The organism is Microbispora hainanensis, assembly GCF_006874475.1.
GTDB lineage: Bacteria > Actinomycetota > Actinomycetes > Streptosporangiales > Streptosporangiaceae > Microbispora > Microbispora hainanensis.
Genome location: NZ_VIRM01000016.1, coordinates 96702 through 118853, shown reverse-complemented (window position 1 = coordinate 118853; position 22152 = coordinate 96702). Strand labels below are relative to the sequence as shown.

The window sequence follows — 22152 nt, the reverse complement described above, 5'->3', positions numbered from 1 at the left end:
GGGCACCGTGTCGGCCACCGTGTCGTCGGGCAGCGTGTCGGGCACCGTGTCCGCCACCACGTCAGACGCTGTGTCGAACGCTGTGTGCGCTCCAACTCGTGCCGGCGCTCCCGGCGTTCGGGCACCCGGTGGTGCTCCTGGTGCTGATCTGCGGGGTGCTTCTGCTGGCCGCGGCGGTCGCGTATCTCGGTTTCCGTCTGACCCGCCGAATGGTCCTGTCGCCGTCGGCGCCCCCGGCCGAGCCGAAGGAGGCCGAGCCGAAGGAGGGCGAGCCAGAGGAGGGCGGGGAGATGGAGGCGGCCGGCTCGCAGCGGCCGGCCCCGCCGCCCGGCGAGGTCGACGGCCTTGCCCCCGGTGTGAACCGTACGCTCGGGCAGCTGGAGGAGGCGCTGGAACGGCAGCGCCGTTTCAGCTCCGACGCCTCCCATGAGCTGCGCACGCCGATGACCGCCATGCGCACGCAGATCGAGGACGCGCTCCAGGCGCCGCAGGAGACCGATGTGGTCACCCTGGCCAGGGCGCTGCTGCCGAGCCTCGACCGGCTGCAGCGGATCGCGACCGACCTGCTGGCGCTCTCGCAGCTGGAGAGCGACGCGTTGCCCATCCGGCGGCAGCGGGTGGATCTCGGCAAGCTGGCCGAAGGCGAGCTGCAGATGCTGCCGATCACCAAGCGGATGGTCCCCCTGCTCGGCCCGGACGTCGTCGTGCTGGGAGACCCCCACTCGCTCGGCAGCCTCATCAGCAACCTCATCCGCAACGCGCAGCGGCACGCCGCCAGCACGGTCACGGTCACCGTGCGGCGCGAACCACGAGAACCGCGCGAACCCGGCGGGTCACCGGACGGATCATCGGGCGGATCATCGGGCGGATCACCGGGCGGATCACCGGGCGGAACGGCCGTGCTCGAAGTGACCGACGACGGCCCCGGAATCCCCCGCGAGCAGCGGGAGAAGGTCTTTCAGCGGTTCACGCGGCTCGACTCGGCCCGCAGCAGGGACGCGGGAGGAGCCGGGCTCGGGCTGGCCATCGCCCGGCAGGTCGCCCAGAACCACGGCGGCCGGCTGACCATCGAAGACAGCGCCGAGGGGGCGCGCTTCGTGCTGCGGCTGCCGCTCGCGCAGTGAGCCCCTGAGCCCCTGAACCCCTGAACCCCTGAACCGTAGAGCCCCTGAACCGTAGAGCTGCGAGGCTCTGTGGCGGGTTCCGGCGAAGAACGACCGGGAACGCGTTGACATGACAGGTCCGCGACCTACACTCAAACACGTGAACGATCGTTCAAATGTTGTGGATCTCGCGACGGCCGACTCCTGCGCGCTGCCGGTGGTGGACGCCCACCGGGTGGAGACGGTCAGGAGGACCGTGCCGTCCCAGGGGACGGTGGAGGACCTGGCACAGGTCTTCGGCCTCCTCGCCGATCCCGGGCGGCTGCGGCTGATCGCGGCGCTGCTCGAGGGTGGCGAGATGTGCGTGTGCGATCTCGCCGCGGCGACCGGCCACAGCATGTCGGCAGCGTCGCACGCCCTGCGCCTGCTCCGCGTCCACAACGTGGTGAAGGTGCGGCGCGCGGGAAGGATGGCCTACTACCGCCTCGCGGACTCGCACGTGCGACTGCTGTTCGACCTGGCGATCACTCACATCGGACATGAGGAGAAGGACCAGGACGATGGGTGAAGCCGGCAGGGAGCACGGGCACCTCACCAGGACGGGTGACGACCGCGACCATGACCACGCGCACGGTCGCGGTCGCGAGCATGCGCCCGGCCGCGGACATGCGCATGGGCGCGGACACGGGCACGGGCACGGACACGCGGTCAGCGCCGAGGCCGACCGGCGCCTGCTGACCGGCGCGCTGGCGCTCATCCTCGGCTTCATGGCGGTCGAGGTCGTCATCGGCGTCATCGCGCATTCCCTCGCCCTGGTGTCCGACGCGGGGCACATGCTCACCGACGCCATCGCGATCGCCTTCGCGATCATCGCGATGCGGATCGCCGCCCGCCCGCCGCAGGGCGGCTTCACCTACGGCCTGAAACGCGCCGAGATCATCAGCGCCCAGATCAACGGCATCACGCTGCTGCTGCTCAGCGTCTACTTCGTATACGAGGCCGTACGCAGGCTGATCGAGCCGCCCGAGGTCCACGGCGCCTATGTCGTCGTCACCGGAATCGCCGGAATCGCGGTGAACCTGGCCGCGACCTGGCTGCTGAGCAGGGCCAACCGCAGCAGCCTGAACGTCGAGGGCGCCTTCCAGCACATCCTCAACGACCTGTTCGCCTTCATCGCCACCACCGTCGCCGGCGCGGTGATCTGGCTGACCGGCTGGGGGCGGGCCGACGCCCTGGCCGCGCTCGTCGTGGCCGCGCTGATGCTGAAGGCCGGGTGGGACCTGGTGCGCGAGTCCGGCCGGGTCTTCATGGAGGCCGCCCCCGCCGGGATGAACCCCGCGGAGATCGGCCGCAAGGCGGCCGCCCTGGAACACGTGGTGGAGGTGCACGACCTGCACATCTGGGAGGTCACCAGCGGCTACCCCGCCATGTCGGCGCACATCCTGGTCGCCCCGGGCGCCGACTGCCACGCCGTACGGCAGGCCGCGCAGCGGATGGTCCACGACGAGTACGGCATCGCCCACACCACGCTGCAGGTCGACCACGCCCCGCCCGAGCTTCTCGCGATCGGCGAGACGGCGGCCGGGGCCGCCGAGCCCCACTGCGCGGACGCGCACGGCCCCGCGCACGTCAACGGGCAGACGGCGGCCGGGGACGACCGCCCCTCGCAGGGCTGTGCCGCCCGCCGCTACATCAGATTTCCCAGCGCCAGACGCCTCTCCTGACCCCCGCCGCCGGGATCGTCAACACCGCGCGGCGCATCGGTTCGGGGCTCCATGCTCCTGTCCGCAGTGGGATGCGTGCTCACGCTGATCCTGCTTCGGCCGGGCACGGCCACAGATGCGCGGGCTGAGGAGAGGGACACGGCGGGCGTGCGCGGCTGAGGCTCCGCCTGCCGTGTGGCCTCACGGAGCCGCGAGACGATCCGCCGCGGCCGGGCGTGCCGGGGGTCGTCCGTCGGCTCCGTTTGCCGTACGACCTCACGGGTATCAGGCGCGCATGTTGGCCCCGTCCGACCTGGATGTTCTCGTGCCCACCAAGGACCGCCCGGGCGCGCTGGCCGTCACGTTGGCGGGCCTCGCGGCGCAGACCGTGCCAGGCTTCCACGTCGTGGTCTCGGACCAGTCGCACGAGCCGATCGCCGGTGACCCGCTGGTGGCGGCGCAGCTGCGGATCCTCGACCACCTCGGCAGGCCCACTGCCGTCCACCGTCACCTGCCCCCGCGGGGCATGGCCGAGCAGCGCGCGTTCCTGCTCGGCCGGGCCGGACGGCGGCTGGCGCTCTATATCGACGACGACGTCTGGCTGGAGCCGGAGGCGATCGAGGTCCTGCTGTCCGCGATGAGCGAGCTGCGCTGCGGCTTCGTCGGCTACGCCCTGCACGGCCTGTCCTATCGAGACGACGTGCGCCCCGACGAGCTCGCGCCGTACGAGGAGTGGACGGACGGCGTGCGGCCCGAACGGGTGCGCCGGGAGTCGCCGGCCTGGCGGCGCCACACCCTGCACAACGCCGCCAACCCGCTGCATCTCGCCCGCGAGCACCTCGGCTCGCCGGGTCCCCGGGAGTGGCGGGCGTACAAGGTGGCCTGGATCGGCGGCTGCGTGCTGTACGACCGGGAACGGCTGCTGGAGTGCGGCGGCTTCGACTTCTGGCGGTCGGTGCCGCCCCGGCACGCGGGTGAGGACGTCGCGGCGCAGCTGCGGGTCATGGAGAGGCACGGCGGCGCGGGCCTGCTGCCGAGCCGCGCCTACCACCTGGAGCTGCCCACGACGCTCACCGACCGCAGCGCCGAGTGCTACGACTACGTGTTCGAGACGGCATGGGCGCGCTGATCGAGGGCGTGCGCCGCCTCGCGGTGCTGCGGGCCAACGCCCTGGGCGACCTGGTGCTCGCGATGCCCGCCCTGGAGTCGCTCCGCCGGACCTATCCGGGCGCCCGGCTGACCCTCCTCGGCACCCCCTGGCACGCCCGGTTCCTGGACGGCAGGCCGGGGCCGGTGGACGACGTCATCGCCCTGCCGCCGATTTCCGGGGTGTCGACGCCGAACGGCGGCCACCAGGCTCCGGAGAGCGTGTTCGAGGAGCTGCGCGAGCACCGGTTCGACCTCGCCGTGCAGATCCACGGCGGCGGGCGCTACTCCAACCCCTTCGTCAAGGCGATCGGCGCCCGGGTCACGGCCGGTCTCTGCACGCCGGACGCCGAACGGCTCGACCGGTGGGTGCCGTACGTCTACTACCAGCACGAGACTTTGCGCTACCTGGAGGTGACCGCACTGGTCGGCGGGACGGCCGAGGCGTACGAGCCGATCATCGCCGTGACGGGCGCCGACCGCGCCGAGCTGGCCCGGGTGTACGGCGAGCCGCCGCCCGGCCTGGTCGCGCTGCATCCGGGGGCGGGCGACCCCCGGCGGCGCTGGCCGGCCCGCGCCTTCGCGGAGGCGGCCGACCGGCTCGGCCGTCCGGTCGTGATCACCGGCGTCGAGAGCGAGCGGGATGTGGTCGAGGAGGTCGCGGCGGCGATGCGGCGGCCGGCGGTCACGGCGGTCGGCACGCTCGGCATCGGCGGCCTCGCCGCCCTGTACGAACGGTGTGACCTGGTCGTCTCCAACGACACCGGCCCCCGCCACCTCGCCGCGGCGGTCGGGACGCCCACCGTCGGCATCTTCTGGTGCGGCAATCTCATCAACGCCGGGCCCTTCGGCCGGGCTCTCCACCGGCCGCTGGTCTCCTGGACCGTGCGGTGCCCGGTGTGCGGAGTCAGCGGTCACGATCCGCGGGCGCAGCGGTGCCCGCACGACGAGTCGTGGGTGGCCGACGTCCCGATCGACGACGTGGTCGAGCAGGCGGAGGACCTGCTTCGCGACCCGAGCCGGACACCCTGACCGACCAGCGGAACGCCCCGACAATCAGCGGGGCGCCCTGACGACCGGCGGAACGCCCCGACAACCAGCGGGGCGCCCTGACGACCAGCGGGATACAAGACCCCTCCAAGTCGCCCTGCCTACGGTCGGCGGCATGCGAAAGAACCTCGCCATCGGCGGCCTGCTGGCATTCGTGATCGCCGGAATTCCGCCGGCCGCTTCGGCCCACGCCGCCGCCTCGGCGCGGCCTGCGGCGCCGCCGATCCACTGGGGACCGGTGCAGTCCCGGAGCGGGCACCACGGATACGCCAAGGCCGATGTGTGGCTCACCCGCTTCACCGCGGAGACGTTCGTCGTCTCCGGCGCGCTGTACGACCGCGACGCCCACGGCGGCCACTGCGCCTACGTACGGGCCCGTTTCCACTACGCGGGCGGCGGCACCGGGTGGGCCCTGCCGAAGGCGACCTGCGCCCCCAGGAAGCCGATCCGGCTGTCGTCGGACGGCCGGATCACGCGGGTGGACGTCAAGGTCTGCGTGTACGACCGGCCGCGCCGTACGACCCTGAACTGCTACACCGACGCCATCACCCCGGCCATCATCGCCGGCTGGCCACGGTGACCGTACTCCCCCGGTCGTAGCGGTGTACGCCCCTGATGCGACAGCGGTAGCACCCGGAGCCTCCCGGCGTGCGACGACGCCGGGCCCCGCCGGCGGCACGATCGAGACACCGCCGGAGGGCGGACGGCGTCCGGGTCCCCGTACTCCCCCAGCGGTAGCCGACGTGTCTCTCGACGAGGGACGACACCGCCGGCCACGTGGGACACGATCTCCGTGACCCGCGATTCCGCCAACCGAAGGGAGCAAGAGCGTGCGAAAGGTATACACGGTATTTGCGGGGCTGCTACTCGCCGCCGCCGTCCTGCAGATGTACCTCGCGGCCGTCGGCGCGTTCGACAAGCCGCAGGACGACTCCTCGTTCAGCCTGCACAGCATGAACGGCATGATGGTCATCCCGGTGCTGTCGCTGGTGGCCACCGCCGCCGCGGCGGCCGCCAAGGCGCCGGGACGCCTGATCGGGCTGACCGTCCTGCCCGTCGGCCTCGTCATCGTGCAGTCGCTGATCGTCGCGCTGGGCGGCCTGTTCGAGGACAGCACCGGCAACACGACGCCGGTCTCCCTGGCGATCCTCGGCCTGCACGCCATCAACGGCATGGCGGTCCTCGGTGTCTGCGGGATGGTGTTCCGCAAGGCGCGGCAGCTCATGTCGGCCGGGCCCGCCTCGTCGGAGGCCGCCGCGGAGGGCCGCCCGGTTCGCGCGTCATGACGACCGACCTGCTCATGGCGCTCGACCTGCTCGTCTCGGTGCTGACCGCGGCGGCGTGGGTGGGCGCCGGCGCGACGGCCGCGGCCCGCCGTCCGAGGACGGCCGCGGCCCTGTTCGCGGTCGCCCTGGTCGCGTCCCTGGCCCGGGTCTGGTCCGTCCTGGCCCTGGCCGGGGCCGGCTGGTGGTTCGTGCAGGAGAAGATCACCGTCGCCCTGCCGCTTCTCGTCGCGGCGAGCGTCGTGGCCGCCGCGCTCGCCGGGCCGCGCCTGCTTCGGGCCGCCCGGCGGGCGGACGCGGCCTCGCGCGACGCCGTCAGAGCACCCGTGGTCGCGGTCCCGCTGCTCGGCGCGGGGTACGCCGCGGCGGCCGGGATCGTGCAGACCTTCCTGATCGGATATCCGGCGGATCCGGGCACCGCTCTCCTCCTCCTGACCGTTGTCGCGGGGGCCGTCCTGGGGACCTGGAGAGCGATGAGCGCGCGTGTCCCGGGGCTGCGGTCCGCGACGGCGGCCACCGCCGTGGCCGCCGTGCTCGGCGCCGGTCTCGTCTTCCTTCCCTCCGCGCCGGCCACGGCGGAGGGCTCCGCCCCGGAAGGCGCCACCGCCATGGGTGCCGTGGACATGAACGGCATGGACATGAACGGCATGGACACGGACGGCATGGACATGGGTGCCACCGACATGGGGGTGCAGCCCGCCTCCCACGACCACTCCGCCTCGACAGGATCCGCCGTGGGCGGACCGCCTCGTCCGGTGACCGACCTGCGCGGCCCGGCCACGCCTCCACCGGGCGGCGCCGTACGCCGCTTCGACCTGACGGCCCGTATGGCGACCGTCACGCTGTCTTCGGGACGGAAGGTGCCGGCGTGGACCTTCAACGGTCAGGTTCCGGGGCCGCCGCTCACCGCCGAGCAGGGCGACCTCATCGAGGTGCGGCTGCGCAACGTGGACATCACGTCGGGGGTGACGCTGCACTGGCACGGCTATGACGTGCCCTCTGGCGAGGACGGCGTGCCCGGCCTGACCCAGGACGCCGTGCCGCCCGGCGGGGAGTTCGTCTACCGCTTCGTCGCCGAGCAGGTGGGGACGTACTGGTATCACACCCATGAGGTGTCCGACATCGGCGTCCGCATGGGGCTCTACGGCACGCTCGTCGTCGCGCCGAAGGGAGCCGCGCCCACAGGACTGGACCTCACGCTGCCCGTGCACACGCTCGGAGGCGTGCTGGTGACGGGCGATCGCGACCAGCCCCTGGCCAAGCAGGCCGCGCCGGGCACGCCCGTACGGCTGCGCCTGATCAACACCGACAGCACGCCGCATCGGTTCACGCTGGCGGGCACGCCCTACCGGCTGGTGGCGGTGGACGGGACGGACCTCAACGGGCCGGGCACGCTCGGCGAGGCCGGCCTGCGACTCGCGGCGGGCGGCCGGTATGACCTCGCGTTCACGATGCCCTCGGGCCCCGTCGTGCTGAAGATCGACGACCGCACCGACTCCGTACGACTCGTCCCGGAAGGCGCGAGCCCCACGACAACACAGGGCGTGAGCGCGACGGCGGACGCCGGTGCCGTTGCCGCCGCCGACGGTCGGACGGCGGACTGGCCGGAGCTCGACCTGACCCGATATGGCGCCCCCGCGTCCACGCCGTACACGTCCCGCAGCCGGTTCGACCGGGACTTCACGCTGGTCCTCGACCGGGGGCTCGCGCTGACGAACGGGCGGCCGGCGTATGCGCACACGGTGAACGGCCTCGCCTTCCCCAACATCCCCACGGAAGTGGTCAGGGACGGCGACCTGGTGCGGCTCACCGTGGTCAACCGCGGCCGGGATACCCACCCCTGGCATCTCCACGGCCATCGGGTGCTCGTGCTCTCGCGGAACGGCAACTCCGTCACCGGCAGTCCCCTGTGGCTCGACACCTTCGACGTACGGCCGGGCGAGGTGTGGGAGGTGGCCTTCCGCGCCGACAATCCGGGGCTGTGGATGAACCACTGCCACAACCTGAGCCACGCCGACCTGGGCATGATGCTGCACCTGGCCTACCAGGGGGTGACCTCGCCCTTCCACGGCGCGCACGGCGGGTGACCGAATCACCCTTTTTCCCAAGGCGTCGAGTAAAAAATCAGAGCGGGAATTCCACCGAGGTGTAAACGCTCGGTAATCAGATCAGAACTTCGGGTGAGCAGAACAGGCCCGGGTCCCCCCGGCCGGGCGTGGACGATGCCGACCGAAGGGAGAGATCGTGACAGTGGCGAAGAGCATCGTTCCCGCGCTGGCGACGTTGGCCGCCGCGGGGTGGCTCGTCGCGGGCCAGCCCACGCCGGCCCTCGCGGGACCGGCCGGTTCCGACGCCGGGGGGCACCTCACACCGAGGATCGCAACCGAGCCGGCGTCGGGCGTCCGGGGGCATCCCGGCTCGGGAGCCGCGACGGTCCGGCCTCCCGGCCCCGGTGATCCCACGGCGTCGGGGCCGTACGGGGAGGTCGTGCACCAGGCCCAGCGGGGGCCCGGTCTCGTGTGCGCCTACCGGATCAAGGGCGTACGCAAGGGGGGTTTCCTCAACGTCCGCGAGGGCGCCGGCATCCGCCACGCCCCCGTCGCCAAGCTGCGACCGGCCGACGGAGGGTTCTCCGGCGCCTGCACCGCCACCGGCGGCTGGATCGCGGTGAAGACCGCCGGCGGGACCTCGGGTTACGCCGCCGCCCGCTACCTCCGCCGGCTCGACCTGAGCGGACGGCCCTCGCTCTCGTGCGTCTACCGCCTCCGGCACGTGCGCAAGGGCAGCTTCCTCAACGTCCGCGAGGGCGCCGGCATCCACCACGCCCCCGTCGGCAAGCTGCGGCGGGCCGACGGGAACATCGCCGGAGCCTGCGACGCCACCCGCGGCTGGGTGGCCGTGGACAGCGGCGACGGCATTCCCGGATGGGCCTCCGCCCGCTACCTCCGCAGGATGTGACGGCTCGGGCCGGAAAGCCCGGAACGCGCTGACCAGCAGGCATGGGACGCGCCGGCCGGCACTCGCCGGACTCGGCGAAGCCGCGCTGCCCCCTTCCCCGGCATCCCCCTGGCCGGGGACGGGGGCCGCGGCCTTTCAGCCGAGATCGGGATGCGGAATGTAGCAGTCGAGCCGCATGACGTCCTCGCTGGTCATCAACGTGTCCATGTCGCCGATGCGCCAGCCCGCCTCCAGCAGCAGGGCGAGCAGCGGATGCGTGCCGGGCACCGCCACGTGGACCGGCAGGTGGCCCGGCGCGTGCACCGGCCCGTGCACCGGCCCATGACCCGGCGTAGGGCCCGGCCCGTGACTCGACATGTGGACCGGCATGTGGACCGGCATGTGGACCGGCATGTGGACCGGCACAGCACGGTGGTGGGCGTTCGCCGCCTTCAGCACGATGCCGGCGCAGTCCTGCGGGGTCGCGCCCCCGGCCGGGCCGATGACGACCTGGTCTCCGGCCGTCCTGACGAACGCGTAGCCCGAGCCGCTGACGTGCAGGGCCACCCCGGGCAGCCCGGCATACCAGGTGAGGGTCGAGGTGCGGTCGCCACCGGAGACGTGGGCGTCCAGGGCCGCCGCCGCCCGCACGTCCGTCTCTCCCGGTGCCGCCCGGACGTCCGCCACCCCCGGCGCCCGAAGGCCCGCCGTGTGGACGTCCGCCTCTCCCGGTGCCGCCTGCTCGCCCGGCGGTCTGCGCGTCAGGTAGAAGAGCGGGCAGCGCGGGCGCATCCCGTTCCTGACGTAGAGCGCGAGCGCCCTCCTGTCGTCCGACGCGAAGGTGACCTTGGGCGTGTCGCCGGGCAGCAGGCGCGAGAGGATCGTGCGGCCGACCCTCGACGACTGGTGGCCGGGCAGGACGAACAGGTCTCCGAGGTGTGTGACCGTCCCCCGGCGCAGCGTGCCGCCGAACCCCACGATCGTGCCGTCCACCTCGCCGACGAGCACCTCGCCGAACTCGCGTTCCGCGTCCACGAAGTCCGGCCGCTCCGGCCACAGGTCCAGGAGGCCGAAGTGGCCGGCGACGGCGCGTACGCCGGCCATGTCGGCTCCGGCGGCGGGACGGACGATCGGTTCCGCCATCGGTCTCCCCCTGCGGTTTCGCCCTGCGGTTTCGCCCTGCGGTTTCGCCCTCTGTCCCGATCACCATAGGGCGCGTGCAGGGGGATCGCGACGCCCGGCCACCCCGTACGGCTGTCCGCTCGGATCAGCCCTTGATGGCCCCCGCGGTCAGGCCGCTCACCAGCTGACGCTCGGCCACGGCGTAGAAGCCGAGGGCGGGCAGCATCGCGACCACGATGTAGGCCATGACGCGTGCGATGTCCGTGGCGTACTGCCCCTGGAACTGCATGACGCCCAGCGGGATGGTGAACAGGCTGTCGTCGCTGAACACCACGAGCGGCAGCATGAACTGGTTCCAGCTGTTCACCACCGCGAGCACGGAGACCGTGGCGATCGCGGGCCGGGCCATCGGCAGCAGGATCCGCCAGAAGAATCCGAGCGGGGAGCACCCGTCGAGGATCGCCGCCTCCTCGATCTCTCCCGGGATGGCCCGGAAGAAGCCGCGCAGGATGATGATCGTCATCGGCATGCCGAAGGCGGCCTGCGGGAGGATCACGCCGAGCGGGTTGTCCAGCAGCCCGAACATCCGCAGCAGCACGAACAGCGGCAGGATCGCCACCGCGAACGGGAACATGAGCCCGGCGGCGAACATCGTGAACAGCGCCTCACGCCCCCGGAAGGCGAAGCGCGCGAACACGAAGGCCGCCAGCGCGGACACCGCGACGACCACGAGCGTGGTCAGCACCGCGATGTAGGTGCTGTTCCAGAGCATCTGCCAGAACGACGCGGAGCCGAGGACGCTCGTGTAGTTCTCCGGCACCCAGGGGCTGGGCAGGCCGATCGGGTTGCTCGAGAGCTGCCGGGTCGTCTTGAACCCGCCGAGCACGCCGTACAGCAGCGGGATGCCGACGAACAACGCCGTGATCACGACGATCGTGTGCAGGGAGATGCTGCGCAGCGGACCGCCCGACGTCGGCGACTGCTTGTGACGGTTGGCGCTCATCGCTGGTCCCTCAGCACGGTGCTCGCTCCTTCGAGGTCGCGGCGCATGACGTATCTCTGGTAGAACACCGCGAACACGAGGCTGATGAAGAACATCACCACGCTGATCGCGCTCGCGTAGCCGACCTGGAAGCGTTTGAAGCCGAACTGGAACATCGTGACGGCCATGGTCTCGGAGGAGTGCGACGGGCCTCCGCCGGTGATGATCCAGACCAGGTCGAACAGCTGGATCGCACCGATGACCGACAGGAACACGCTGATGCGGATCGTGGGCCCGAGCAGCGGCAGCGTGACGTAGCGGAAGACCTTCCACCCGGTCGCGCCGTCGATCTGGGCGGCCTCGGTGAGCTCCCTCGGGATGCCCTGGCGGCCGGCGATGTACAAGATCATGTGGAAGCCGAAGTACTTCCAGGTCATGACGATGAACACCGACATCATCACCGACGACGGGTCGGCGAACCAGTCGAGGGGGTCGATGCCGAACCAGCCGAGGATGTAGTTGGCCAGGCCCTCGGTGGGCGACAGGATCATCATGAAGAGGACCGCGGTGATCGCCTCGGACAACACGTACGGGGCGAAGAACAGCAGGCGGAAGAACGCCCGGCCGTGGATCCTCTGGTTGAGCAGCATGGCGATGCCCAGCGAGAGGGGAAGCTGGATCACCAGAGACAGGATGATCAGCAGCAGTCCGCGCCACAGGTCCCCGAGGAAGACCTCGTCGGCCAGCAGCCGGGTGAAGTTCGCCAGGCCGATGAAGTCCGTCGGCAGCCCGCGCATGCCGTTCCACTTGAACACGCTCGCGTAGAAGGCGAGCAGGATCGGGGCCACGACGAGCCCGAAGAAGAGCACAAGCGCGGGAAGCAGGAACAGAAGGATAGTGGTGAACCCCCGGAGCCTGAGGCTCCGGGGTCTCGTCGTCTTCACGCGACAGTTACTCCGACTTCGCCGTTTCCGTGATGGCCTGCGCCACCTGCTCCGGCGTCTTGGTGCCGCCGATCAGCTCGGCCACGGAGTCGTTGACCTCCTGGCCGACAGCCGGCGGGAACGCCTGGTCGAGGTAGAGCTGGAAGCCGGTGGCCGTGGCGAGGTTCTTGGCGACCACGCTGAGGTTCGGGTCCGTGACCGCGTCCTCCTCGCCCTTCAGCACCGGGAGCACGCCGCCGGTCGCGACGGCCTTGCGGTGCTCGGTGCTCTCGGTGAGGAACTTCAGGAACTCGATCGCCTCCGCCGGGGCGTCGGCCCCGATGGCGTAGCCGCCGCCGCCGCCGAAGGCGTCGGTGACCGCGCCCTGGCCGCCGTCCACGGCCGGGAAGGGGAAGAAGCCGAGGTCGTCGCCCAGGCCCTTGCCGGCGTCGTTCTGGACCGCGGGCGCCCACTGGCCCATCAGCTCCATCGCGGCCTTGCCGTCACCCATGGTCGCGGCCTGACCGCCCGGGTCGCCGTACGTCGCGCCGAGGTAGCCCTTCTGGAACGGCTGGAGGTCGGCCAGTTCCTTGAGCTTCTGCCCTGCCTGCACGAAGGCCGGACCCGTGAAGTCCTTGCTGCCACCGGCCTGCTTGAGGGCGTCGAGGCCGCCGATCCGCATGGCGAGGTAGGCCCAGTAGTAGTGACCCGGCCACTTGTCCTTGCCGGCGAGCGCGATCGGGGTGATCCCGGCCGCCTTCAGCTTCTTGACGTCATCGAGGAGGGCCGACCACGTCGCCGGAGGCTCGGCGATCCCGGCCTTCTTGAACAGCGCCTTGTTGTACCAGAAGCCCACCATGCCGATGTCGTCGGGGATGGCGTAGGTCTTGCCCTCGACCTGGTAGGCCGACAGCGCGGCGTCGGTGAAGGTGCCGAGCCAGTCCCCGGCGTCGCCGCTGAGGTCCTTCACCAGGCCCGCGTCGACCTGCTGGGCGAGCACGCCGCCACCCCAGGTCTGGAAGATGTCCGGCGCCTTGCCCGACTGCGTGAGCGTCGTCAGCTTCGCCTTGAACGCCTCGTTCTCGTAAGGAACGCTCTTGATGGTGATGTTCGGGTGCTTGGCCTGGAAGTCCTTGATCGCCTGAGCGCCGTAGGTCTTCAGGGGATCCGTGGTCCAGATATTCCAAAACTCGACGGTCACCTTGCCGCCGGCTGAGCTCTTGCCCTCTCCGGCGGCGTCATCCCCCGAAGTACCACATCCCCCGAGGACCAGTGCCGACGCCGCCAGGAGCGCCGCACCTCGCCGACTCAACTTCACGGTGGTTTCCCTTCTGGATTCCGACCGAAACTTTCGGCAGTCGCCCGATAGTTTCTGCGATGGGGCCGACGTTACAGCGGGGTTAGGTTCATATCAACGGCTGTTGTGCACCTGTTACGCATGGTCGGGGGCGAACGAAAGTACAGGCGATCGAGGCCGCCCAAAAGGGATCAATAGGGATCAACCAGGCGGCATTAACGGGCGACCGAAACCGTAGGGCCGCCCGGCTCGAACGCGGGACGCGTGAGGACCGAGGTAGGGAAACGTCACCCTGCCACGAAACGTAAATCGCACGCAAGGGGCCAAAGGCCGCGCATGCCAAGGAACCCGGACATCCCCGGGTGAGGAGCCGACGAAAGCGTCAGCGGGCGGCGGCGGTCGGCCGCTTGCCGTACGCGTGCTTGACGAGCTCGATCAGGACTTCCTTGCCCGATTCCCGCTTGCGCGCGTCGCACAGCATGATCGGCACGTCCTGGCTGAGGTTGAGCGCGAGCTTGACCTCGTCCAGCTCGAAGACCGGAGCGCCCTCGAAGCAGTTGACCGCGACGACGAACGGCGTGCCGCGGCGCTCGAAGTAGTCGACGGAGGGGAAACAGTCGGCGAGCCTGCGGGTGTCGGCCAGCACGACCGCGCCGAGCGCCCCCCGGGCGAGCTCGTCCCAGACGAACCAGAACCGCTCCTGACCGGGGGTGCCGAAGAGATAGAGGACGAAGTCCTCCCCGATGCTGATGCGGCCGAAGTCCATGGCGACCGTCGTGGTCGCCTTCGCCTCGACCCCGGACAGGTCGTCCACGCCGACGCTGCGGTCGGTCAGCGTCTCCTCCGTGCGCAGCGGCCGGATCTCCGACACCGCGCCGACCATCGTGGTCTTGCCCACCCCGAAGCCACCGGCGATCAGCAACTTGATCGCCGTGGGCATCCTCGGCGGGGTCTTCCCCGAATCAGAGCGCCCGAAGGCCATCGAGCACCGCCTTGTACATCCGCTCGTCGAGCACGTCCATCTCCGGTTGGGGCTGCTGCACGGCCACGAAGCCCCGGTCGAACAGGTCGCCGAGGAGGACCCGGACGATCCCGGCCGGCAGGTCAAGATGGGCCGCGATCTCCGCGACCGACAGCGGCCTGCGGCACAGCCGCACGATCGCCTGGTGCTCGGGGTCCAGCCCGATCTCGGTTCCCGTGGTGGGCCGGATCGTCACCGCGAGCGAGATGAGGTCGAAGCGGTCCTGCGCCTCCGTGCGGCCGCGCGCGATCACGTACGGCCGGATGGTCGGCGCGTCGAGTAAGCGGTCCTCGTCCGGGCTCCACTCGGAGTTCACAGGCGGACCTCGCTCCCCGTCGTCCGGTCGATCGTCGTCCGCGCCGGCGAGGTGAGGTACTGCCCGACGCGCACGACGAGCATCGCCATCTCGTACGCCACCAGGCCGACGTCGGCGTCTCCCGAGCAGAGCACGGCGAGGCAGGCGCCCTGGCCCGCCACGGTCACGAGCAGGTAGGCCGACTTCATCTCCACGATGGTCTGCCGTACGGATCCGCCCTGGAAGCGCTCGCCGACGCCGCGCGCCAGGCTCTGCAGCCCGGAGGCGACGGCCGACAGGTGCTCGGCGTCCTCCGTGTGAAGCCCCTGCGAGCCGGCCAGCAGGAGGCCGTCGGTGGACAGCACGATGCCGTGCTCGACCTCGCGGACCCGCGCGACGAGATCGTCGAGCAGCCATGCGAGGTCCGCGGAGGCCCCGGTCTTCTGCGTCACAGGTTGTCCTCCTCGTCGCCCAGCAACTTCGCGGCCTCGGATCTGCCGCGCCTCGTTCCCGACTGGAACGAGCCCATGATCTTACGGATGTCCTCCGGCGAGCGGTCCTCCTGGTCGTCCGCCTCGTCGGCGTTCCTCGACTCCTCGGCGAGCGCGGGGGCGAGGTTGGCCTGCGGCACCCGGAAGGGCAGGCCCGACGGGGTGAACCCGGACGAGGGCGCGGACCCGTCGGGACCTGGATCGGCGCCGCCGGACGGTGGTGGGACGCTCTGCAGGGGCCTGGGCGGCTCGGGAGCCCTCGGCACGGGAACCACCTCCTGAACTGGTTCGGGGACCGCCTCGGGCGCGCCGACGAGCGCGATCTTCCGGGAGCCGGCCCCGCGCCGCGGGAGGCCGGACTCGGTCTCCTCCTCGGGCAGGTCCTCCCCGCCCTCGATGACGAGGTCCCGCGGCAGCAGCACGACCGCGGTCGTGCCGCCGTAAGGCGACGCCTTGAGCGAGACCTTGATCCCGTGCCGCTCGGCCAGGCGGCTGACGACGTACAGACCGAGCCGGGCAGTGCTCGACAGGTTGAACTCGGGCGGGTCGGCGATCCGCTGGTTGGTCGCGTCGAGGTCCTCGGCGGTCATCCCGAGGCCGCGGTCCTCGATCTCGATCGCGTAGCCGCTGGCCACCACCTGGCCGCCCACCTGCACCATCGTGTACGGCGGGGAGAACGACACGGCGTTCTCGATCAGCTCGGCGAGCAGGTGGATGACGTCGCCCACCGCGCGTCCGAGGAGCGCGATCTCCCCCATCGGCATCACGGTGACGCGGGTGTAGTCCTCGACCTCGGCCAGCGCGCCGCGTACGACGTCGACCATCGGCACCGAGCGCCGCCAGGCGCGGGCGGGGGACGCCCCGGACAACACGATGAGGTTCTCCGCGTTGCGCCGCATGCGGGTGGCGAGGTGGTCGATGCGGAACAGGTCCTTCAGCTCGGCCGGGTCCGACTCGCGCCGCTCCATCACGTCGAGCAGGGTGAGCTGGCGGTGCACCAGCGACTGCGTGCGCCGGGCGAGGCTGAGCAGGATGTCACGGATGCTCTGCCGGAGCTGGGCCTCCTCGACGGCGGTGCGGATGGCGGTCTCCTGCACCGTGTTGAACGCCGCACCCACCTGGCCGATGACGTCGGGCCCGAAGTCGAGCGGCGGCGCCTCGGCCTTGACGTCGACCTTCTCGCCCTGGGCGAGGCGGGCGACCACTCCGGGCAGCCGTTCGTTGGCGAGTTCGAGCGCGGCCTCGCGCAGCTTCTCCAGCTGGCGCACCAGGGCACGGGCCGTGGTGATCGACAGGATGATCGACGCGATGACCGCCACGAGGCCGAGCACACCGGCCAGCAGGAGGCGGGCGAAGACGGCGACGGCGACCGGGATGGCCCGTTCGACCAGCGCGTCACCCGCGTCGATGATCACCTTCTGCAGCGAGATCAACGCCGCTTCCGCGGCGCCCCGCCACTGCGTCTCCGTCACCATCGGCGGACGGCCGGCCTGCCTGCTCAGCGAGAGCTGGTCTTCGAGGTTACGGAGAGTCGTCGCCGACGGCGACTTCCTCCACTTGTCCACGGCAGCGCGGTCGGCCGGCGGCAGGTCGGCGGCGGTCCGGTCGAGCTCGAACCGGGCGATCCCCACCAGCTGGGTGAACTGCCGGTGGTCCTGCTCGGTGAACCGGCCCTCGGCGAAGACCCCGGCGATCATCGCGTCCTCACGAGCCAGCAGTTCACGTGCCCGGCTCATGGCTGACAGCGTGCGGCCGTCCTTGGCGAGCGTGGCGTCGTCAAGCGTGGCGACCGCGCCGTACATCGCGTCGAAGGAGTCGATGACGTCGCTGTAGGCGTCCTCCGTCCGCACCCGGTCGAGGCGCCCGGCGTCGATGGCCGACCGGGTCTGACGCAGACCGTCCAGCCGCCGCAGCGTGTCGTTCAGGCGCATCATCAGCGCGTCACCGGCCGCGAGGCTGACCCTGTCGCTCCTGGCCGACTCCCTGAAGACGCTTATCGCGGCGTCGGTGCGGGCGCGCTGGTCCTGCAGTTCCTTGCGCAGCACCCGGGTGGGATCGCCGACGCGGGTCACCGACAGCCGGCGCTCGCGCTGCAGTTCCAGCAGCAACGGCTCGCTCGGCTGCGCGACCCCGCTGTCGATGGTGGTGGCCCAGATGAGGTTGACGCCCTCCCGGACGGTGACCCAGGCCGCGAACGCCCACAGAGCGGTCAGTGACACCAGCAGGGCTGCGACCTTGGTTCGCACACGCGAATTCCGGAAGCGCATAGACATACCACCCAGCGAAGTCAGAACGCCCTAACAGCGCGTTTACCGGCCATTAACAATCGCCCGCCGTTTAGGGCAGCCCGGACTGCCCAGCGAAAAGACCGCGCCGCGCCTCGCGCCACCCTAGCAAAGGGCTGGAAAACCGCTCAACCCGCAGAATCCCGTCAGGGCATGTCCGAATAAAGCGAAATTTAGATTAGCCCAGGTGATCATAGTTGACCGGCTTGTTGGACAACAAGTCCACTGGCCTGTGCGAGGTGCAGGGCGGCGAGCACGGCCGCCCGGACGACCGCCAGGGGCAGGTAGAGGTCCTTGTCGTGCCAGAGCGCCGGTCCGTCCGCCGGGTCGGCGGAGCGCAGCAGATAGCGGTACCCCCGCCGCACCGCCTCGGCGCGGGCTCCGTCTCCGGCCGACGGGCCGGTCATCAGCAGGAGCTGCATGGCGTACGCCGTCTCCTCGGCCGTGCCGCCCCACCGGCCCCATGAGCCGTCCTCGCGCTGGGTGTCCAGCGCCCACCGTACGGCCGACCGCACCGCGGCCGCGGATTCCGGCCCGCCGAACTCGTGCAGCGCGAGCGCGCAGGAGACCGTCGCGTAGTAGGGCGAAGCGTGCCAGCGGTCGTCCCAGCTTCCATCGGCCCGCTGCCGCTCGCGCAGCCAGGCGGCGATCCTGGCCAGCACCACGGCGTAGCGGGGCGCCTGCTCGGGCCGAGCCGCCGCGTACTGGCCGAAGGCGTCCAGTACGTGAGCGTTCACACTGACCGAGGAGCCCTCCTCGCCCTGCCAGGTGCAGAAGTGCGTCGGCGTCTCGAAGGCCCACAGGCTGTCCGGCTCGTACGGCATGCCGAGCAGCGCCAGCGCGTACAGCGCGACCGAGGTGGTGTCGGCGTCGGGCGGCAGTCCCGCACCGGCGGGCGTGCCTTCGGGACCGATGGCCGCGCGGAGATCGGCCAGCATCTCCGGCGGCACGTCGAAGCGGATGCCCGAGCGGGCGAGCCAGCTCAACACCCAGCCGCGTTCGAACACCGTGATCGGCAGGCCCACCGGCACCGGGCCGCCGTGTCGCAGCGCCACCGCCTCCAGGTAACGCCGGGCATGGTGCCCGGGATCGGGCAGCTCGGTGCCGCTCAGCCATGCCGCGGTCGCCGCCGGCGAGGCTCCGACCGTGCCGATCGAGGTCGGGCAGACGGCCGGGGCACTGGCCGCGGATCCTCCGGCCACCTCCAGCGCGTGCAGGAGCTTGTCCGGCAGGGCGGCGCCGGACTCCAGGCGCTTCCTGATCAGGGTGAGCGGCCCCTCGCTCATTCCCTCGGGGATCGGCAGACGGTCGATCCCGCACGCGTCCAGACCGTCCAGGTGCGCGTTGATGAGCGACACGAGCGCCGGCACGATGATCTCGATCGCGGGGGTGTCGGGCAGAGCGGCGACCGCCGTCTCCGCCAGCCAGCCGGACAACACGCCGAGCCCGCCCCGGACCGCGTCGATCAGGGCATCCCGGTCCTCGTTGTGGTCGCCCCTGGCGAGGACCGACAGCAACCCCTCGGTGGCACTCAGGGTGGGAACCAGGCCATAGCCGTCGGGCACGCCCCATGAACCGTCGGGCCGCTGCGTGGCGAGCAGGTACGCCACCCGCTCGTCGTGGCCCAGCAGCCAGGGGGCCAGGGTGACGAGCCGCCCGGTCTCGTACACGGACGGGGACACCTGCCCCCAGGGCCGGGACATCAGATCCCGCATCAACTCGCCCGCGGCCACCGCCACGTCCGGCTGCTCGTCCAGGAAGGCATCACGCACGTTCAAACTCGCCCCAATAGTCCACGAGCCCGTAGAAGCCCGTGTTGAAACCGATCTGTCGTTCGAGGTAGGCCGCGGCGCGCGGGCTGCGCTGCCGCACGGGTTCGAGAAGGGTCAGGCAGCGGTCGCGGATCTCGTTCATGCGCGCGGTCACCTCCGCGACGCCGGCGCCGAAGGCCAGCGCGTTGACGTCGCCCTGGCCGCGCTCCCGTTCCCGGGTGGCCAGGTCGTTGAGCAGGCGCAGGTAGCGCTGCACCTCGTCACTGACCGACAGGAGCTCGTCGATGTGTGCGGTCGTCCAGGAGTCTCCCGTCCTGATCCAGTGGGACAGGTTCACGAAGGAGGATCCGCAACCGTCCGCGCCGTCGAGGTACTCGTCCAGCGAGACCGGCGCTCCCTCCTCCTTCCAGCGCCACTCGCGGACCATCCCACGCAGCGTCCGCCGGAGCCGGTCGAGCCAGACCGGCCTCAGGCCGGCGAACGCGGGCGCCGCCGACAGGCCGTCCCGCAGATCGGTGAGAAAGCGCACCACGGCGGGGGCGTCCCCGGCCGGGCCCGTCTCGGCCGCCGCGAGGCACTCGGCGACCAGCGCCTCCACCTCCGCGCGCGATCCCGCTACCTCGTCCACCAGGCGGTCGACCGCGAAGATCCACAGCGACGCGCGGCCGACCGCGCGCAGCTCGTCGGGAGACGCCCAGGGCGAGCCGAACGCGGTGACCATCGACAAAGCGGCGAAGAACGCCGGATCGAACGGCCTGGCCGGGAACAACTCGCCGTACGCCGCGGCGCCGGCCTGCAGGTCCCGCTGGCACCGCGCGGCGAGCGCGCATGTCCTGCCCAGATCCGCGGCGAGAGCCGTCTCCTGCCTGGCGATGTGCTCGATGATCATGTGCGGGCACGCTCGACCAGCGTGAGTTTCACCTTCTGGTTCGGCCGCAGAGAGGAGGCGAGCCGCGGCCTGACCGGCCTCGACGCGGTGAGCACAGGCCGGTAGCGGCTCAACAGGCCCGCCATGAGCAACTGCGCCTCCATCATGAACAGGTGCTGCCCCAGGCACTGGTGGGGGCCGCCGCCGAACGGGAAGTACGACCAGCGGTGCCGCCGCTCCATGCCCGGTGCGAAGCGCTCGGGGTCGAACTCGGTCGGCCGCTCCCAGAACTCCTCAAGCCGGTGCGTGAGGTAAGGGCTGAGCATCACCGTGGACCCGGCCTTGATCATGACCCCGTCGATCTCGTCGTCCTTCACCGCCTGCCGCGGCAGGATCCAGCCCGGCGGATACAGGCGCACCAGTTCGGACAGGAACATCTTCAGGTAGCGCAGCTCGGGCAGATGAGACGGCTGCACCGGGTCCGTCCCGACCACCTCGTCGAGTTCCGTGTAGATCTTCGCCGCCAGCTCGGGATGCGCGTCGAGCGCGACCCACACCCACGTGAGCGCCGTCGCCGAGGTCTCGGTGGACGCGCCGTGCATGCTGACCATGTCGTCCCTGATCCGCCGGTCCCCCACCTCGCCGGGTTCGTCCGCGCGGGCGCGGCAGATCGCCGAGACCACGTCCTTGCCCTCCTCCGCCGTGCGGCGGGCCTCGTGCACCCGGGGATAGACCACGGTGTTGATCGTCTCGATGGACCGGCGGAAAGGCCGGTCACCCGGCAGCGGCATCGTCCTCGGGACGAACGGCATCAGCAGGCGCGGCCACGTGGCCGTCACCGCCACCTCGTACGCGGGAATGAGCCGGGCGATGTCGTCCCTGGTGATCCGGTCGCCGAAGAAGAGCCGCACGATCGTCGGATGGACGATGGCCGAGATCCCGTCGACGACGTCGAAAGGTTCCCCGGGACGCACGACAGCGTCGATCTGCTCGGCAAGGATCTCGGCCATGCGCTCGGTCAGCGAGTCGACGTACTTCGCGGTGAACAGGGGCTGCAGGACCCTGCGGCTCTCCTGCCAGGTCTCGCCGTCGGACAGGATCCCCCCACCGAGCAACGGGACCAGCGGATCCCAGAACATCCCCTCTCGGACATAGTTGGGCTGGTTGGTCCGCAGCACGTGCTGAACATGGTCCGGATGTGTCACCAGATAGGGCCGGAACGGCCCCACGTTGAGCCGGACGAGCCTGCCACCGGCCTGCCTGCCGGCCTCCTCGAAGGCGGAGACCGGATCGCGAGAGTGCTTCGCGAGGAACCGATAGAAGGGAAGAACGTCCGCATTTCGCGCTGAATTGCGACCAACGTCTACGGCCACCGGTCTGCTCCCCACCTGACGATCACGCCAATTCGCGAAGTATCACATGATCCACTCCGATTGATCAACATTGCAGGTCAGTGATGCCTTTATGGGTGTGTCGCCCTAGATGCCGCCAATAGCCAGATTTGTCGGTCGAGACGGGTTTGGCCTGCCGGAAAAAAGGGAAGGGCCGGGCCTCGCGGCCCGGCCCTCCTCAGGACGTGTCGTCAGGCGTGGCTGGTCACCAGCAGCGCGATGCCCACGAGGATGACGATGGGAATCAGCCACACCACGACCTCGCCGAGGAACTCCTTGTACATGGGGACCGAATCCTCTCGGTGACGTGCGAAAAGTAGACCGACGTGCAGCATATTCGGTCGTGCGGCGAGGTGGAACCCGGCATCGCCGCAGGCGGTGAAGCCGGGGCGGCTGCGCCTCGTGTGCTCGACGGGATCCGACCGGCCGCCGGGACGCGACCGCCGACGGGCACGTCATCGGATGAACCGTACATACATCCCC

The 22152-nt window shown here is 70.9% G+C and carries 20 protein-coding genes; 9 read left to right on the top strand and 11 right to left on the bottom strand.

From position 1 onward, the window contains the following. Window positions 1–98 precede the first annotated feature (98 nt). The 9 genes from FLX08_RS15675 (at window position 99) to FLX08_RS15635 (ending at window position 9243) form a co-directional block, all read left to right on the top strand. Entirely contained in the window at window positions 99–1124 is a 1026-nt protein-coding gene (locus FLX08_RS15675; RefSeq protein ID WP_167530430.1) for a sensor histidine kinase, read from the top strand. A 139-nt stretch (window positions 1125–1263) separates the two neighbouring features. Further along, entirely contained in the window at window positions 1264–1671 is a 408-nt protein-coding gene (locus FLX08_RS15670) for an ArsR/SmtB family transcription factor (protein WP_244312672.1), read from the top strand. Beyond that, on the top strand, window positions 1664–2827 hold the full coding sequence (locus FLX08_RS15665; protein WP_142619570.1) for a cation diffusion facilitator family transporter: 1164 nt from the start codon (window positions 1664–1666) through the stop codon (window positions 2825–2827). The genes FLX08_RS15670 and FLX08_RS15665 overlap by 8 nt, the downstream gene beginning before the upstream one ends. A gap of 274 nt (window positions 2828–3101) precedes the next feature. Then, on the top strand, window positions 3102–3935 hold the full coding sequence (locus FLX08_RS15660; protein WP_142619569.1) for a glycosyltransferase: 834 nt from the start codon (window positions 3102–3104) through the stop codon (window positions 3933–3935). Continuing rightward, entirely contained in the window at window positions 3923–4984 is a 1062-nt protein-coding gene (locus tag FLX08_RS15655; RefSeq protein WP_142619568.1) for a glycosyltransferase family 9 protein, read from the top strand. Before FLX08_RS15660 ends, FLX08_RS15655 begins: the two co-directional genes overlap by 13 nt. A gap of 133 nt (window positions 4985–5117) precedes the next feature. After that, window positions 5118–5582, top strand: coding sequence for a hypothetical protein (locus tag FLX08_RS15650; protein ID WP_142619567.1), 465 nt, complete (start codon window positions 5118–5120; stop codon window positions 5580–5582). A gap of 250 nt (window positions 5583–5832) precedes the next feature. Further along, window positions 5833–6288 carry a DUF6220 domain-containing protein gene (locus tag FLX08_RS15645; RefSeq protein ID WP_208761481.1) on the top strand — a complete coding sequence of 152 codons (456 nt, stop codon included), beginning with the start codon at window positions 5833–5835 and terminating at the stop codon, window positions 6286–6288. Next, window positions 6285–8372 carry a multicopper oxidase family protein gene (locus FLX08_RS15640; RefSeq protein ID WP_142619566.1) on the top strand — a complete coding sequence of 696 codons (2088 nt, stop codon included), beginning with the start codon at window positions 6285–6287 and terminating at the stop codon, window positions 8370–8372. Before FLX08_RS15645 ends, FLX08_RS15640 begins: the two co-directional genes overlap by 4 nt. 157 nt (window positions 8373–8529) lie before the next feature. After that, window positions 8530–9243, top strand: coding sequence for an SH3 domain-containing protein (locus FLX08_RS15635; RefSeq protein WP_142619565.1), 714 nt, complete (start codon window positions 8530–8532; stop codon window positions 9241–9243). A gap of 135 nt (window positions 9244–9378) precedes the next feature. On the opposite strand, the gene FLX08_RS15630 is transcribed toward FLX08_RS15635, so the two are convergent. The 11 genes from FLX08_RS15630 to FLX08_RS15580 form a co-directional block, all read right to left on the bottom strand. Next, the gene (locus FLX08_RS15630; RefSeq protein WP_142619564.1) at window positions 9379–10365 is read right to left on the bottom strand and encodes a GNAT family N-acetyltransferase; all 987 of its coding nucleotides are present in this window, start codon (window positions 10363–10365) and stop codon (window positions 9379–9381) included. 124 nt (window positions 10366–10489) lie between these two features. Further along, window positions 10490–11347: a carbohydrate ABC transporter permease gene (locus FLX08_RS15625; protein WP_142619563.1), complete on the bottom strand. Its 858-nt coding sequence runs from the start codon at window positions 11345–11347 to the stop codon at window positions 10490–10492. Then, entirely contained in the window at window positions 11344–12270 is a 927-nt protein-coding gene (locus tag FLX08_RS15620; protein WP_142619562.1) for a carbohydrate ABC transporter permease, read from the bottom strand. Before FLX08_RS15620 ends, FLX08_RS15625 begins: the two co-directional genes overlap by 4 nt. 7 nt (window positions 12271–12277) lie before the next feature. Then, entirely contained in the window at window positions 12278–13450 is a 1173-nt protein-coding gene (locus FLX08_RS15615; RefSeq protein WP_244312671.1) for an extracellular solute-binding protein, read from the bottom strand. Between the two features lie 478 nt (window positions 13451–13928). Continuing rightward, window positions 13929–14528: a GTP-binding protein gene (locus FLX08_RS15610; protein WP_142619560.1), complete on the bottom strand. Its 600-nt coding sequence runs from the start codon at window positions 14526–14528 to the stop codon at window positions 13929–13931. Beyond that, a complete protein-coding gene (locus tag FLX08_RS15605) occupies window positions 14509–14883 on the bottom strand; it encodes a DUF742 domain-containing protein (protein ID WP_142619559.1) in 375 nt (124 codons plus the stop codon). Before FLX08_RS15605 ends, FLX08_RS15610 begins: the two co-directional genes overlap by 20 nt. After that, window positions 14880–15314: a roadblock/LC7 domain-containing protein gene (locus tag FLX08_RS15600; RefSeq protein WP_142619558.1), complete on the bottom strand. Its 435-nt coding sequence runs from the start codon at window positions 15312–15314 to the stop codon at window positions 14880–14882. The genes FLX08_RS15605 and FLX08_RS15600 overlap by 4 nt, the downstream gene beginning before the upstream one ends. Beyond that, on the bottom strand, window positions 15311–17599 hold the full coding sequence (locus FLX08_RS15595) for a sensor histidine kinase (protein ID WP_244312669.1): 2289 nt from the start codon (window positions 17597–17599) through the stop codon (window positions 15311–15313). Before FLX08_RS15595 ends, FLX08_RS15600 begins: the two co-directional genes overlap by 4 nt. Window positions 17600–17829: 230 nt before the next feature. Beyond that, window positions 17830–19410 carry a prenyltransferase/squalene oxidase repeat-containing protein gene (locus FLX08_RS15590; RefSeq protein ID WP_244312675.1) on the bottom strand — a complete coding sequence of 527 codons (1581 nt, stop codon included), beginning with the start codon at window positions 19408–19410 and terminating at the stop codon, window positions 17830–17832. Further along, window positions 19403–20299: a terpene synthase family protein gene (locus FLX08_RS40650; protein ID WP_167530429.1), complete on the bottom strand. Its 897-nt coding sequence runs from the start codon at window positions 20297–20299 to the stop codon at window positions 19403–19405. Before FLX08_RS40650 ends, FLX08_RS15590 begins: the two co-directional genes overlap by 8 nt. Further along, a complete protein-coding gene (locus tag FLX08_RS15580) occupies window positions 20296–21651 on the bottom strand; it encodes a cytochrome P450 (RefSeq protein WP_142619556.1) in 1356 nt (451 codons plus the stop codon). Before FLX08_RS15580 ends, FLX08_RS40650 begins: the two co-directional genes overlap by 4 nt. Window positions 21652–22152 lie beyond the last annotated feature (501 nt).

What these genes read in the sequence shown, in the direction of transcription:
- FLX08_RS15665 (WP_142619570.1), top strand. Translation starts at nt 1,664, where the DNA reads ATGGGTGAAGCCGGCAGGGAGCACGGGCACCTCACCAGGACGGGTGAC.
- FLX08_RS15660 (WP_142619569.1), top strand. Translation starts at nt 3,102, where the DNA reads ATGTTGGCCCCGTCCGACCTGGATGTTCTCGTGCCCACCAAGGACCGC.
- FLX08_RS15655 (WP_142619568.1), top strand. Translation starts at nt 3,923, where the DNA reads ATGGGCGCGCTGATCGAGGGCGTGCGCCGCCTCGCGGTGCTGCGGGCC.
- FLX08_RS15650 (WP_142619567.1), top strand. Translation starts at nt 5,118, where the DNA reads ATGCGAAAGAACCTCGCCATCGGCGGCCTGCTGGCATTCGTGATCGCC.
- FLX08_RS15640 (WP_142619566.1), top strand. Translation starts at nt 6,285, where the DNA reads ATGACGACCGACCTGCTCATGGCGCTCGACCTGCTCGTCTCGGTGCTG.
- FLX08_RS15630 (WP_142619564.1), bottom strand. Translation starts at nt 10,365, where the DNA reads ATGGCGGAACCGATCGTCCGTCCCGCCGCCGGAGCCGACATGGCCGGC.
- FLX08_RS15625 (WP_142619563.1), bottom strand. Translation starts at nt 11,347, where the DNA reads ATGAGCGCCAACCGTCACAAGCAGTCGCCGACGTCGGGCGGTCCGCTG.
- FLX08_RS15610 (WP_142619560.1), bottom strand. Translation starts at nt 14,528, where the DNA reads ATGGCCTTCGGGCGCTCTGATTCGGGGAAGACCCCGCCGAGGATGCCC.
- FLX08_RS40650 (WP_167530429.1), bottom strand. Translation starts at nt 20,299, where the DNA reads ATGATCATCGAGCACATCGCCAGGCAGGAGACGGCTCTCGCCGCGGAT.